Origin of the sequence: Streptomyces sp. NPDC047049 (genome assembly GCF_040643995.1) — a bacterium.
Lineage (GTDB): Bacteria > Actinomycetota > Actinomycetes > Streptomycetales > Streptomycetaceae > Streptomyces > Streptomyces mooreae.
Genome location: NZ_JBEYVM010000034.1, coordinates 24,179 through 38,017, shown reverse-complemented (window position 1 = coordinate 38,017; position 13,839 = coordinate 24,179). Strand labels below are relative to the sequence as shown.

General features: G+C 73.3%; 12 protein-coding genes. 4 read left to right on the top strand and 8 right to left on the bottom strand.

The features are described from left to right. Window positions 1-196: 196 nt before the first annotated feature. From cseC to ABZ851_RS36605, 5 genes are all read right to left on the bottom strand, one after another. The gene (gene cseC / locus ABZ851_RS36625) at window positions 197-1,501 is read right to left on the bottom strand and encodes a two-component system sensor histidine kinase CseC (protein WP_361136935.1); all 1,305 of its coding nucleotides are present in this window, start codon (window positions 1,499-1,501) and stop codon (window positions 197-199) included. 8 nt (window positions 1,502-1,509) lie between these two features. Next, complete coding sequence (gene cseB / locus ABZ851_RS36620; RefSeq protein ID WP_088799215.1) at window positions 1,510-2,220, bottom strand: two-component system response regulator CseB; 711 nt, start codon at window positions 2,218-2,220, stop codon at window positions 1,510-1,512. Between the two features lie 9 nt (window positions 2,221-2,229). Beyond that, on the bottom strand, window positions 2,230-2,841 hold the full coding sequence (locus tag ABZ851_RS36615) for a hypothetical protein (RefSeq protein ID WP_361136933.1): 612 nt from the start codon (window positions 2,839-2,841) through the stop codon (window positions 2,230-2,232). 258 nt (window positions 2,842-3,099) lie between these two features. Next, a complete protein-coding gene (locus ABZ851_RS36610) occupies window positions 3,100-3,651 on the bottom strand; it encodes a SigE family RNA polymerase sigma factor (protein WP_086721827.1) in 552 nt (183 codons plus the stop codon). Window positions 3,652-4,080: 429 nt separating this feature from the next. Next, window positions 4,081-5,040, bottom strand: a complete 960-nt coding sequence (locus ABZ851_RS36605) for an A/G-specific adenine glycosylase (RefSeq protein WP_088799217.1) — start codon at window positions 5,038-5,040, stop codon at window positions 4,081-4,083. Between the two features lie 191 nt (window positions 5,041-5,231). Here ABZ851_RS36605 and ABZ851_RS36600 point away from each other — a divergent pair, with 191 nt between their 5' ends. The 3 genes from ABZ851_RS36600 (at window position 5,232) to ABZ851_RS36590 (ending at window position 7,909) form a co-directional block, all read left to right on the top strand. Next, entirely contained in the window at window positions 5,232-5,765 is a 534-nt protein-coding gene (locus tag ABZ851_RS36600) for a pyridoxamine 5'-phosphate oxidase family protein (protein WP_361136931.1), read from the top strand. Between the two features lie 169 nt (window positions 5,766-5,934). Next, window positions 5,935-6,753, top strand: a complete 819-nt coding sequence (locus ABZ851_RS36595; RefSeq protein ID WP_361136929.1) for a hypothetical protein — start codon at window positions 5,935-5,937, stop codon at window positions 6,751-6,753. Window positions 6,754-6,916: 163 nt separating this feature from the next. Then, complete coding sequence (locus ABZ851_RS36590; protein ID WP_361136927.1) at window positions 6,917-7,909, top strand: NAD-dependent epimerase/dehydratase family protein; 993 nt, start codon at window positions 6,917-6,919, stop codon at window positions 7,907-7,909. Window positions 7,910-7,987: 78 nt separating this feature from the next. Here ABZ851_RS36590 and disA read toward each other — a convergent pair whose 3' ends face one another. Both disA and radA read right to left on the bottom strand, forming a co-directional pair. Beyond that, window positions 7,988-9,112, bottom strand: a complete 1,125-nt coding sequence (disA, locus tag ABZ851_RS36585) for a DNA integrity scanning diadenylate cyclase DisA (protein ID WP_311627521.1) — start codon at window positions 9,110-9,112, stop codon at window positions 7,988-7,990. Between the two features lie 124 nt (window positions 9,113-9,236). Continuing rightward, window positions 9,237-10,649, bottom strand: a complete 1,413-nt coding sequence (gene radA, locus ABZ851_RS36580; protein WP_336054381.1) for a DNA repair protein RadA — start codon at window positions 10,647-10,649, stop codon at window positions 9,237-9,239. 311 nt (window positions 10,650-10,960) lie between these two features. Here radA and ABZ851_RS36575 point away from each other — a divergent pair, with 311 nt between their 5' ends. Continuing rightward, complete coding sequence (locus tag ABZ851_RS36575) at window positions 10,961-12,787, top strand: sigma-70 family RNA polymerase sigma factor (protein WP_361136924.1); 1,827 nt, start codon at window positions 10,961-10,963, stop codon at window positions 12,785-12,787. A 113-nt stretch (window positions 12,788-12,900) separates the two neighbouring features. Here the strand turns inward: ABZ851_RS36575 and ABZ851_RS36570 are convergent, their stop codons facing one another. Further along, entirely contained in the window at window positions 12,901-13,815 is a 915-nt protein-coding gene (locus tag ABZ851_RS36570; protein ID WP_361136922.1) for a hypothetical protein, read from the bottom strand. Window positions 13,816-13,839: the final 24 nt, after the last annotated feature.

Sequence of the window (13,839 nt, the reverse complement as noted above, 5' to 3'; positions counted from 1 at the left end):
GGAGCGGGTGGGTGTCCGGACGTAAAGCGAAGCAGTCCGGACACCCACCCGCGGAGGCCCGTCACCGCACCCCGACAGCCCCGCGCAGCGGACCCCGCCCCGCGCAGCGGACCCGCCCCGCGCAGCGGACCCGCCCCGCGCAGCGGGCGACAAACGGCGAGCAACCCCCACGGCGTAAAAGCCAAAAACGTGGGGGTTACCGCTCCGGAAGATGCAAAACCGGAAAGCTCCCCGTATTCGTAGGCGCATTCTCCGGCAGCCACAGAACGGAGACGGCGCCCGTCGAGCCGTCGGTGAGTTCGTCCGCGTTGCGGAACGTGAGGCGGGCGCCCAGGACGCGGGCCTGGCCGGCCGCGATGGTCAGGCCCAGGCCGTGGCCGCGGCCGGCCCGGTCGCTGCTGCCGGTGCGGAAGCGGCTGGGGCCCTCGCGCAGCAGGGCCTCGGGGAAGCCCGTGCCGTGGTCGCGGACCCGCAGGACCCGGCCCTCGACGGTGACCTCTACCGGCGGCTTGCCGTGCCGGGCGGCGTTGGCGATCAGGTTGCCGAGGATCCGCTCCAGCCGGCGCGGGTCGGTGGTGACCTCGGCCTCCCGTACGACGTCGACGGTGATCCCCGGGTCGAGGGCCCGCACCCGCCGGGAGACGAATTCGCCGAGCACGACGTCCTGCAGCTCGGCGCGCTCCGCATGGCCGTCGAGCCGGGCCACTTCCAGGACGTCCTCGACGAGGGTGCGCAGCGCCTGCGCCCGGTCGCGGACGAGTTCGGAGGGGCGGCCGGGCGGCAGCAGTTCGGCGGCGGTCAGCAGGCCGGTGACCGGGGTGCGCAGCTCGTGGGCGATGTCGGCGGTGACCCGTCGCTCGGCCTCGATGCGCTCCTGGAGGGCGTCCGACATGGCGTCCACGGCGAAGGCCAGATCGTCGGTCTCGTCGCGGACCCGGCCGCTGCCGACCTCGTCGCGGATCCGGACCGCGGTGTCGCCGTCGGCGAGTTTTCCGGCCGCCGCGGCCGCCTTGCGCAGCCGCTTGGAGAGCCGCCCGCCGACCAGCACCCCCAGCGCACAGCCGCCGACCACCACGGCGGTCGACCCGATGACCAAGGCCTGGTCGAGGTCGTCGAGGACGGCGAAGCGGTCGGGGAAACGGTCGTGCATGGACAGCACCCGGTTGTTGCTGAGCGGTGAGGCCGCCCATACGTCGGGGGCGGTCTGCCCGGTGTCCTGGAGGTAGGTGGCGCGCTTGTTCTTGGCGACCTCGTCGCGCAGCGCTTCCGGCAGCTCGGGGTCGTCGATCTTCGCGCCGAACTGCAGCCGGTTGGTGGAGAGGAAGATCTTCTGCGTGAAGTTGAGCCGCTCGATCTGCACATCCCGGCTGTTGTCGAGCATGGAGTGGCGGGCGGCATTGTGCACGACAAGGCTCAGCGCGATCGCGACCAGCGCTCCGACGAGTGCGATCGCGGCGCTGAGCTTCCATCTCAGCCCCGTTCGCAGGGCCAGTCTGACCACCGGCGGTGTCAGCCTCTCAGCTTGTATCCGAAGCCGCGGACCGTCTCGATCCGGTCCTGACCGATTTTGCCGCGCAGTCGTTGGACATGGACGTCCACCACCCGGGTGTCACCACCCCAGCCGTAGTCCCAGACCCGCTCCAGCAGCCGGTCGCGCGAGAGGACCGTACCGGGCGCGTTGGAGAACTCCAGCAGCAGTCGCATCTCGGTCGGGGTCAGGGCGACGTTCGCACCGCCCTTGCGGACCTCCATGCCCTCGGTGTCGACCTCCAGGTCGCCGAAGCGCAGCACCGGCTCGGCGATGTCCGCCTGGTCCGCCGACGAGCCGCCGGCCCGGTCCGGGCCGCTGGCGTGGCCGAAGCGGCGCAGGACGGCGCGGATCCGGGCGACCAGCACCGCACCGTCGAACGGCTTGGTGACGTAGTCGTCCGCACCGGCCTCCAGGCCGAGCACCACGTCGATCGAGTCGGCGCGCGCCGACAGCATGATCACGGGGACCGTCGACTCATCGCGGATCCGCCGGCACAGGCTGACGCCGTCGAGTCCCGGCACCATCACATCGAGCAGGGCGATATCGGGGCGGTCGGCGCGGAACGCCTCCAGGCCCGCCAGCCCGTCGGGCATCGCGGTGACCACGAATCCGTCCCGTTCCAGGGCGAGCTGGGTGGCCTCGCGGATCACGTCGTCGTCCTCGACGAAGAGCACATGGGTCTCGGCCATGCGGTTGTCTCAACCCTCCGTTCCCGTGCCGTCGTCCGGCGTGGCGCCGTCGGCGGTGGTCTTGCTGTAGTCGGTGTGATACGGACGGCCGCGCTCACTGAAGCGCCCGTTCGTCCAGTGGTAGGTCATCACATCCTCACCGGAGGGGCAGCACACCTTGTCGCCCGCGGCGTAGGTCTGCTTGGAGACCTCCAGATCGCCCTTGTTCACCCCGGCGTAGACCGACGGCTGTTCGTTGCTGTACACGGTGTCATACCCGTCCGGCGCACCGTCGCGCTTGTGGAAAACATACGCGCCGATGCCGACGGAGTCCGCACAGGTCATGACATTGACGATGACATCGGGGGAGGTGCCGCCGGTGAGCGTCGCATAGGTCACCTCGACCGGGTACTCGTCCCCGGCGCACGGCTTGGCCAGCGACTTCTTCACGTCGGAGCCGACCTTCGGGGCGTCCTTGAGCAGCTTGACCGCGTCGACCTTCTTGTAGCGGGCGGTCGGGGACGAGCTGGGCGTGGTGTGCACGGCGCCCTTGGGCAGGTGGGTGGTACCGGCCGATCCCTCGCTGCGGACGCCTTCGCCCCCCGGATTGCATCCGGCCAGCAAAAGGCCGACGGCGGCCACTCCCGCCGTGGCCGCGCCGCCTCTGGTCAACCCGACCCTGGTCAACCTGTTCCTGGTCAATCCGCTCCCGCTCACCGTGCTGCTCGCACAGCTGCCGATGCCGCTGCTGTTCCTGAGGTGATTGTCGCGCGTCGGGCTGTGAGTCGTAAGGCGGCCGGCGTTGTGTCCGTATTCATCGGTAAAGGCACACTTCGTCTTGTGCGTGGGGAGATGCCGGGTCTGCTGCTCGGGGGCCCGCGGTGTGCCGTGTGCCGCCGTTCAGGCCGCGCACCGCTCCCGCCCCCGCTCGCCACGCTCCAGCATCCGCGCGTCGATGTCACGCATCTGCAGCTCCTGGCGCAGCCGGGCCAGCGCACGGTGCAGCGTGCTCTTGACCGTTCCCGTGGACATGCCGAGCGCCGCCGCGGTCTCCTCCGTGCTCATCTGCTCCCAGTGCCGCAGCACGACGACGCTGCGCTGCTTGGGAGCCAGCACCCCGAGGATGTCCATCAGCAGGGCGCGGTCGGCGCGCTGCTCGGTGCCGTCGTCCACGCTCGCGTCCGGAAGCTGCTCGGTGGGCACCTCTTCGAGCTTGCGGGCCCGCCACCACTCGGTCCGCGTGTTGATCATGACGCGCCGGAGGTAGGCGTCGGCCAGCGACTTGTCCGCGATGCCGTCCCAGCGGCCGTAGGTGCGCACCAGTGCGGTCTGCAGCAGGTCCTGTGCGTCGACCGGGTCGGGCACCAGGCGCCGGGCGCTCCGCAGCAGGGCCTCCTGCCGCGTACGAACGTACTCTTCGAAGTCCAGTACCTTGCCGCCGCTGGTCGCCATCCCGACGCCTCCGATCCGCTTGCGTTTCCCCACGTTGACCGTGCTGGCGGTCATCTCCAGCACGAGGAAGACGCTACGGAGGGGGTGTTGCGACGTAATGTGCGTGGGCCCCACAGGGAGTGCACGGAAAACCCTCGGTTGTGTAACAGCCCGCCAGGGGTCATACCTCGGACGGACGGCGGCCCGCCGGCCGTCATACTCCGGGGGGAGGAGCGCCCCCGCCGGAAGGCCTATCGGCCGTGACCCGGCGGCAATCGAGGACGCGGTGGGTCTCCTTCCGGCCGCATCAGGGGTGCTTTCCGGTCATCCGGCACGAAAGGTGACACGGGATCAGACGTCACACCGTCGGGGACGCGGAAGGGCGCGGCCGCCGAAGTGACCGCGCCCTTCTTCTCTCTTACAGGTTCTCCCGTACGGATGACGGCAGCGCTACGTGAGCGGCAACCGATAGCGGCCGCCGCCCAGCGGCTCCACCAGACCGTCCGAGACCAGGCCGTCCAGCGCCCGGGCCCGCTGCACCGGCTCGTCCCACACCGCGTCCAGCGCCTGCTGCGGCACCGGCGTGACCGCCTCGCGCAGCACGGCGAGCAGCTTGCCGCGCACCTGGCGGTCGGTGCCGGCGTACGTCTGGGTGCGACGTGCCGGGCCGTCGTGCGCGGGGGACCCGGCCAGGCGCCAGGTGCACTGCGCGGCGATCGGGCAGCGCCCGCACTCCGGAGCACGCGCCGTGCACAGCAGCGCACCCAGCTCCATCGTGGCCGCCGCCCAGCGCGCCGCCAGGTTCTCGTCCTCGGGCAGCAGCTGGCGGGCGAGTTTGCGCTCCGCCGCGGTGGTGGCGTTCGGCGGGAACTGGCGGCCGGCCACCGCGCGGGCGAACACCCGGCGCACATTGGTGTCCAGCACGGCGTGCCGCTGTCCGTACGCGAACGAGGCGACCGCGGCGGCGGTGTACTCGCCGACGCCGGGCAGCGCCAGCAACTGGCTGTGCTCGCGTGGTACGTCGCCGCCGTGCCGCTCCTGTATGGCGGAGGCGGCGGCGTGCAGCCGCAGGGCGCGGCGCGGATAACCGAGCCGGCCCCAGGCCCGGACCGCCTCGCCCGGCGCCTCGGCGGCCAGGTCGGCGGGGCGCGGCCAGCGGGCCAGCCACTGCTCGTAGACCGGCAGCACTCTGCTGACCGGGGTCTGCTGCAGCATGAACTCGCTCACCATCACACCCCAGGCGCCCGCCTCGGGGCGGCGCCAGGGCAGATCGCGGGCGTGCTCGTCGAACCAGTCGGTGACCGGGCCGTGCAGCGCGGTCCCGTCGGCGGCTCCCGCGGCCGCGTCGGCGGCGGAAGCGTTCTCGGTGGCGGCGGTCGTGGCAGTGGTGGTGACAGGCGTCGAAGTCATGGCACTGCCGATCCTGGCACGTCCGGGGTCGCCCGGGAAACGCACCGGGCCCGCCCCGCCGCACGCCCACCCGCACGCAGGACGGCCGGGCGCGCACAGGTGGCGGTTACCGGCGGTATGAGACGGCCCGGCGGCGACCGGAGCGGGGGCCCGGCGCGCGCCGCCCGGCCAGGGCGGGCGAGGATGCGGTCATGGCGGAGACGAGCGGTGCACAGGACAGCGGCGGTACGGGCGGGTCGCCCTGCCCGGAGACGATCCGGCGGGCGCTCGCCGCGCACACGACGATGACGCTGGCGTACGCGGACGAGGACGGGCCGGGCGCCTGCGCGGTGCTCTACGCGACGGACCCGGAGAGCGGCGGGGAGACGGGCGGGGCGGGCGGCGCCGGGCCCGTGCTGTATTTCGTCACCGCGACCACGACGCGGCACGGCCGGGCGCTGGCGGCACCCGGCGCCTGCGCCGCCTTCACGGCGCAGCGGGACGGCCAGGAGTGGAGCGGACTGACGGGGCTTCAGGGCCGGGGCGGCTGCCGCCCCCTGACCGGCGCCGAGCGGGCCGCGGGCTGGCGGGTCTACCTGGCCCGCTTCCCTTTCGTCGCCGAGAGCGAGCGGCTGCGCGACGCCCTGGAGCGGACCACCCTGTGGGAGCTGCGCCCCGACTGGCTGCGGCTGATCGACAACGGGCAGGGCTTCGGGCACAAGGAGGAGTGGCGGCCGGGTTCCTGAGGCCGGGTGACACGGGGGTGCCGGCCCCCCGCCGTGTCACCTCCACTCCGTCGCCCCGGAGGCGCTTCCCGGCCGATTCGAGCCGATCCGGGCCGATCATGCGAAAAGTTGCAGCAGGAAGCGGCGGGTACTGGCCTGTGCGGCGGCCGATCTCTCGTAGAGTTTCCGCGTGGGATCACTGCGCAATCCGATCGGGCCGCTTCCGTCCTCCATCTACTGGCGTCGGAGGGCCGTTGCGCTGGCCATCGTCCTACTGCTCGCCGTGCTCGTCGTGTGGGCCCTCAACTGGGGCGGCATCGGCGGCAAGAGCGACGACGAGGGCAAGGGGCCCCACGGAAACGGGCCCGCGACGTCCATCACTCCGGGACCTTCCCCCAGCGGACCGGTGAACGGCCAGAAGCCGGGCGGGCGCGACGAGTCGGGCAGCGGCGGCTCGGGCTCCGGCGGTGGCTCGGGCTCCGCGGGCGGCGACGGTGACGCGGCCAACGGTGACTCCGGTGCCGGCAGTGGCGGTTCGGGTTCCGTGCCCAATGGGCCGATCGGCCAGGGCTCCGGCAAGAACGCCGTCGAGGCCGGCTCCTCGCTCCCCAACTGTGTATCCGGCAAGGCCGAATTGGTGCTGCACAGCGTCAAGAAGTCCTATGCGCCGGGCGCCAGGCCGAAGTTCGAGCTGACGGTCAAGAACGGGGCCGGTGACGCCTGCAAGGTGGATCTCGGGCAGAAGGCCGCGGTCCTGACCATCACCGACACCGCGGGCGACGACCGGGTGTGGGCCTCGAACGACTGCCCGTCGGGCACCCGGCCCGCGCTGCTGGAGGTTCCGGCCAAGGGATCGGTGAAGCGCACCATCGTGTGGGACCGCCGGGCCAGCGGTCCGCAGTGCGAAACGCTGAGCCCGGCCACGGTGCCGGCCGGCAAGTACCTGATCGAGGCCAAGGTGCCGGGGCTGGAAGCGGTCCACACGTCGTTCGTGCTGGCCGAGGACTGAGGTCAGGGGCTCGGCCAGGGGCTGAAGGCTGAGGCCGGGGGCTGAGGCCACGGGCTGAGGCCGGGGAGAGCCGCCCGCGCACCTCCGCGCATTCCGTCCGTGGCGATTTCGCCGGGAGCGAGCACCGGTGTGGCCTGCGGTGCCGTCCGGGATAGTCGCCGTCATGAAGCTACTGATGCTGGGCGGGACGGAGTTCGTGGGGCGGGCGGTCACCGAGGTGGCGCTGGCGCGTGGCTGGGAGGTCACGGTGTTCCACCGGGGGAATCACGCGCCCCCGGAGGGTGTGACGGTGCTGCACGGTGACCGTGCGGACGCGGCAGGGCTCGCCGCCCTGGAAACAGGGGAGTGGGACGCCGTCGTCGATACCTGGAGCGGTGCGCCCTCGGCGGTACGGGACAGTGCGCGGCTGCTGGCCGGGCGGGCGGGGGCGTATGCCTATGTCTCCAGCAGATCGGTGTACGCGTTCCCGTCCACGGCCCACCTCGATGAGCGGGCGCCGCTGGTGACGGGCTCCGCCGGTGCCACCGATGCCGCGGACTACGCACAGGCCAAGCGGGGCGGTGAGCTGGCCGCGGTCGAGGCGTTCGGGGAGCGGGCGCTGCTGGTGCGTGCGGGGCTGATTCTCGGGCCGTACGAGAACGTGGGGCGGCTGCCGTGGTGGCTGGGGCGGATCGCCCGTGGCGGCACGGTCCTGGCGCCGGGGCCGCGGGAGATGGCGCTGCAGTACATCGATGTCCGTGACCTGGCCGAGTGGACGGCCGACGCGCTGCGGGCCGGGCTCGGCGGGCCGTACAACCTGGTGAGCGAGGCCGGGCACGCCACCATGGGCGAGCTGCTGGAGAGCTGTGCGAAGGTCACCGGCGCGGACGCGGAGCTGCGCTGGACCGCTCCGGAGGACGTCCTCGCCGCCGGTATCGAGCCGTGGATTGAGCTCCCGGGCTGGCTGGCGCCCGGTGAGCTGAGGGACGCGGTCTTCGGCGCCGAGGTCTCCAAGGCCCTGGCGTCCGGGCTGCGTTGTCGCCCGGTCGCGGAAACCGTCGCCGATACCTGGGCCTGGCTGCAGGCCGTCGGCGGGGTGGCGCCGCAGCGCCCGGACCGCCCCGTACTCGGCCTGGACCCGGCGAAGGAGGCGGTGGCGCTCCGACGGGCCGGCTGACCCCTGGCCGGTGAGGGGCGGCGGAAAAGGCAAATCCTGGGCGGAAGCGCCCTTAGGGGCTGATCCGAAGGACAGGCCCTAGACGTACCGCTCCAGGATCGACGACTCCGCCAGCCGCGACAGGCCCTCGCGGACCGAGCGGGCGCGGGCCTCGCCGACGCCGTCGACCGTCTGCAGGTCGTCGACGCTGGCGGCGAGCAGCTTCTGCAGACCGCCGAAGTGGTCGACGAGGCGCTCGATGACCGTGCCGGGCAGCCGGGGGACCTTCGCCAGCAGGCGGAAGCCGCGCGGGGAGACCGCAGAGTCCAGCGTCTCGGGGGCTCCGCTGTAGCCCAACGCACGGGCGACGGTGGGGAGTTCGAGAAGTTCGGTGTGGCTGAGGGCGTCCAGCTCGGCGAGCGCTTCGACGACCGTGCGGGAGCGCTTGGCGGTCGGCTGGGGGACGTAGTCGCGGACGACCAGCTCCCGCTCCGGCTCCACGCCGGCGATCAGTTCCTCCAGCTGGAGGGCGAGCAGCCGGCCGTCCGTGCCGAGCTCGACGACGTACTCGGCGATTTCCGTGGCGATCCGGCGGACCATCTCCAGGCGCTGGGCGACCGCGGTGACATCGCGGACCGTCACCAAGTCCTCGATCTCCAGGGCGGAGAGCGTGCCGGCGACCTCGTCCAGGCGGAGCTTGTAGCGCTCCAGGGTCGCCAGTGCCTGGTTGGCGCGGGAGAGGATCGCGGCCGACTCCTCCAGGACGCGGCGCTCGCCGTCCACGTAGAGGGCGATCAGGCGCATCGACTGGCTGACGGAGACGACCGGGAAGCCGGCCTGGATCGAGACGCGCTGGGCGGTGCGGTGGCGGGTGCCGGTCTCCTCCGTGGGGATGGAGGCGTCCGGGACCAGCTGGACGCCGGCCCGCAGGATTTTGGTGATGTCCTTGTCGAGGACCAGCGCCCCGTCGAGCTTGCACAGTTCGCGCAGCCGCGTGGCGGTGAACTCGACATCCAGGACGAATCCGCCGGTGCACATGGATTCGACGGTCTTGTCGAAGCCCAGCACGATCAGCCCGCCCGTATTGCCACGGAGGATGCGCTCCAGGCCGTCGCGCAGGGCGGTACCGGGCGCGACGGCGCTCAGCGTGGCGCGCATCAGGCTCTCGGTGCCGGAGCTTCCACCGGACCTGCCGGAAGTCGATGCCCGGTCGTTGGCTGCCACTGCACTCCTCCGTCGCAAGGTCTGTCGGTCCGCAGGCCGCCCGGCCCATGCTGTGTTGACGTACCAGCGGAGCGTACGTGGCCGACAGGCAATTCTGCGGTGACGGGCGAGACCAGGGCAAAGTCTACCGGCGTGCGCCCTCTTCCTGTGGGGCCTCCCGGCGCACTCGCTTGGGCAGGACGCTGAGGGCCGCTCCGACGTCGGCGACCTCCAGCACCCGCATTCCGTCGGGGATCTTGCCGGGGTCGGAGGGGACCAGGGCGTGGGTGAAGCCGAGGCGGGCCGCTTCGGACAGCCGCCGCTGGACGCCGGTGACCCGCCTGACCTCGCCCGCGAGACCCACCTCGCCGATGGCGACGAGGTTCTTGGGGAGGGGGGTGTCGCTGGCGGCGCTGGCGAGGGCGAGGGCGACGGCGAGGTCGGCGGCGGGCTCGGTCAGCTTCACCCCGCCGACCGTCGCGCTGTAGATGTCGCGCTTGCCCAGGGCGCTGATCCGGCCGCGCTGTTCCAGTACGGCGAGCATCATCGAGACCCGGGAGGTCTCCAGGCCGGAGGTGGTGCGCCGGGGGGAGGGGATCTGGGAGTCGACGGTGAGCGCCTGGACCTCGGCGACCAGGGGGCGGCGGCCCTCCAGGGTCACCGTCAGGCACGTACCGGGCACGGGTTCGGCGCGGCGGGTGAGGAAGAGGCCGGAGGGGTCGGCGAGACCGGTGATGCCCTCGTCGTGCAGCTCGAAGCAGCCGACCTCGTCGGTGGTGCCGTAGCGGTTCTTGACGCCGCGGACCAGGCGCAGCCGGGCGTGCCGGTCGCCCTCGAAGTGCAGGACGACATCGACGAGATGTTCCAGCAGGCGCGGGCCGGCGATGGCGCCGTCCTTGGTGACGTGGCCGACCAGGAGGGTGGACATACCGCGTTCCTTGGACGCCCGGATCAGTGCGCCGGCCACCTCGCGGACCTGGGCCATACCGCCGGGGGCGCCCTCGATCTCGGGGGAGGCGACGGTCTGCACGGAGTCGAGGACCAGCAGCGAGGGCTTGACCGTGTCGAGGTGGCCCAGGACGGCGGAGAGGTCGGTTTCGGCGGCCAGATACAGATGGTCGTCGAGCGCGCCGATGCGGTCGGCGCGCAGCCGGACCTGGCTCGCGGACTCCTCGCCCGTTACATAGAGGGTGCGGTGGGCGTCGGAGGCGGACTTGGCGGCGGCGTCCAGCAGCAGGGTGGACTTGCCGACGCCGGGCTCGCCGGCCAGCAGCACGACCGCGCCGGGGACCAGCCCGCCGCCCAGGACGCGGTCCAGCTCGGGCACGCCCGTCGAGCGGGCGGTGGCCTGCTTGCCGTCGACCTGGCCGATGGGCAGGGCCGCGGTGGTGACCCGGCCGGGTGCGGTCGTGCGCACCGCGGGGGCGCCGCCGAACTCCTCGACCGTGCCCCATGCCTGGCATTCGGGGCAGCGGCCGAGCCACTTCGCGGTGGTCCAGCCGCACTCCGTACAGCGGTAGGAGGGGCGCTCCTTGCCCGAGGATTTACGCGTTGCCATGGGGTCACCGTAGCGGCGGGGTCCGACAACGCCCGCCCGAGCCCTTCAGGAGCGGGCCCCCGGAGCGGAGATGCCGCAGATGCCGGTTGCGCGGCCGGGGCGGCGAGGCGCGGCGGCGAGGCGGGCCGGCGAGGCGCGGCGGGGGCGGCTCCCTCGCCGGCGGTTGCGCCGCCCGAGTGGCGCAGACGGAGCGCGCCCGCGGTGTAAAGGGCCATTCGTGTCCTCTTTTGAGGGAGATGGTCACCCGTAAGGGTTAAAAGTGTCCAACGCGAGCAAGACCGGCTGCATCATCCGCCTACCGTCGCCGGGTGATGAGCAGCAGGCCCGAGCACCCCACGCACTCCACCGGCGCACACCGGTCGCGCGGCGACGGCCGGCGCCGGAGCCGGCCGGAGCCGTCCGAGCGGCCAGGACCGAACGCCGCACACCCCCCGGATCCGCGCCCCGACGGCTACGAGCCTTACCTGGACGGGCTGTTCACCTACTGCCTGTCGGTGCTGTGCGACCACGACGCGGCGACCGCGGTGCTCGGCGAGATGCTGGCGCTCGCCGAGCGGCACCGCGGCCGGCGGCCCGCCGACCGGGGCCGCCACCGCTCCTGGCTCTACGCGCTGGCCCGCTGGGCCTGTCTGCGCCGGCTCGCCGAACGGACCGGCCCGGCCGCCAAGGCACCGGACCCGGCGTCCGCCGCCACCGGCCCGGCCGCAGCCACGGCCGAAGCCCCGGGCCCGGCCGCCGCCGAAGCCGACCGCCGGCAGCGTGAACTCGCCGCGCTGGCCTGGCCGGAGGCCGCCGGCACCACCCCCGAGCAGCGCGAGGCGCTGGAGCTCTCGGTGCGCCATCAGCTGTCCGCCGACGAGGTCGCCGCGGTGGTCGGCGCCGACCCGGTCGCCACCCGCGCGCTGCTGGCCACCGCCTCCTGCGAGGTGGAGCGGACCCGGGCGGCACTGGCCGTCGTCGAGTCCGGCCGCTGCCGCGAGGTGGCGCAGCTGGCGGGGGACACCCAGATGCTGCTGGGCGCGGCCCTGAGCCGGGAGCTGGTGCGCCATGTCGACGACTGCGCCGAGTGCCGGCGGACGGCCGAGCGGGCCACCGCCCCGGGGACCTGGCCGGGCACCGCGCCGGTGCCCCGGGGGGCGCTGCCGCTGGTCCCCGCGCCCCGCGAGGCCGTGCTCGGCGCGCTGGCGGCGGCCCGGCGCACCAAATCGGGCCGCGCGGAGGGCGTGGCCGGTGCGGCACACGGCGGCCGGACCGGTGGGGCAAACGGTTCTCCTCGCTATGACCGCAACGGATTTCCCGTCGGCCCCCCGACGGACCGGGTGGCCCGCCGGCGCAGGCTCCGCGGCCGCGCGCTGACCACCACCGTGGTCGCCACGGTGATCGCCGCGCCGGTACTGGCCCTGTGGGCGGCGTACCACGGCAGCCCCGCCACCGATGAGGCGGCGGACGTCTCGCCCTCGGTGACGGCCGGCGACACGCAGGCCGGGGAGCGGCTGGGCGGCCGCCCGTACGAGAACGCCGGCAATGCCCGGACGACGCCCGATCCCGGCTTCCGGGCCGGCGACGGGACGCCCGATGTGTCCGTCGAGGTGACCAGCGCGGACGGCACCCCGCAGCGGCCGGGCGGGCCGGGCAGCCGCGCGGAGTCGGGCCCCGGCCGGCTGACGGTCGCCGCGCAGCCCAGCGGCCGGACCACGGTGATCACGCTCGCCGCCGCGGGCGGGGCTCCGGTGCGCTGGCGGGCTTCGGCGGGCTCGGCCTGGCTGCAGCTGAGTCATACGGCGGGCTCGCTGCGGCCGGGCGAGTCCACCACGATCACGGTCGACATCGACCACGACCGGGAGCCCGCGGGCCACTGGCGCGCCAGGATCGCCATCGAGCCGGGCGGCACCGCCGTGATGATGAAGGGCCACGGCGTGACCGGTCCCGTCCCCGGCCCGCAGCGTCCGACGCCGGCGAAGCCGAGGCCGAAGCCGACACCGCGCCCGTCGCACCCGGCGCCGACACCCACGCCGGCCCCGACGTCCCCGGCGCCCACCTCCACGCCTCCGTCGCCGACCCCCAAGCCGACCGGCCCCGACCCGGCCTCGACCCCGTCGAACACGACCCGTCCCGCCCGCGGCGGCCCCGGGCGCTGAGCGCACCGGGCCTGAGCGCACCAAGACGAACGCACCAAGACGAACGCACCGAGGCACGAACGCACCGGGCCCGCGTCGGCCCGCACGGCCCCGACGCGCGCCCGCTTCCGCTGCTACTTCTTCTCCGACTTCTCCAAGTGCTCCGACTGCTCCGACTTCTTCGACTGCTTGGAGGGCTTCGCGGGCTTCGGGTCCGCCGGATGCGGCGCCATCGGCAGCGTCGCCGCCAGCCGCTCCTCGCACAGCGCGGCGAGCTTGGCGTAGCCCTTCTTGCCCATCAGCTCGGTGAGCTCCGGCTTGTACGAGACGTACACCGGGTCGCCCGCGCCGTGCGCCGAGGTCGCGGAGGTGCACCACCAGTGCAGGTCGTGGCCGCCGGGGCCCCAGCCGCGCCGGTCGTACTCGCCGATCGTCACCTGCAGGACGCGGGTGTCGTCCGGCCGGTCGATCCAGTCGTAGGTGCGCCGGACCGGCAGCTGCCAGCAGACGTCCGGCTTGGTCTCCAGGGGCTCGCGGCCCTCGCGCAGCGCGAGGATGTGCAGGGAGCAGCCCGCGCCGGCCGGGAAACCGGGGCGGTTCTGGAAGATGCAGGAGCCCTCCCAGCGCCGGGTCTGCCGCTCGCCGTCCTCGTCCTCCTGGGTCCAGCCGGTCGTGGTGCCGACGTCGTGGTGCTGCCACACCTCGGGCGTGAGCCGTGCCACGTGCTGGGCCACCCGTTCCTCGTCCTCCTCGTCCGAGAAGTGCGCGCCGAGCGTGCAGCAGCCGTCGTCCGCCCGGCCGGCCTGGATGCCCTGGCAGCCGCTGCCGAAGATGCAGGTCCAGCGGGAGGTCAGCCAGGTCAGGTCGCAGCGGAAGATTTGTTCGTCGTCGGCCGGGTCCGGGAAGGTGACCCAGGCGCGGGCGAAGTCGAGGCCGACCTCGTCGGCCGGGGCCTCCTTCGGGGACCGCGCCCCCTCAGTCGCCTGAGAGCGCCGCTTTTCTTCCTTGGTGCGCGCTTTTTCGTGCTTCGCCTTTTTCGTCTTTGCCACGACTCCAGCCTAAGGCGCGTCGCG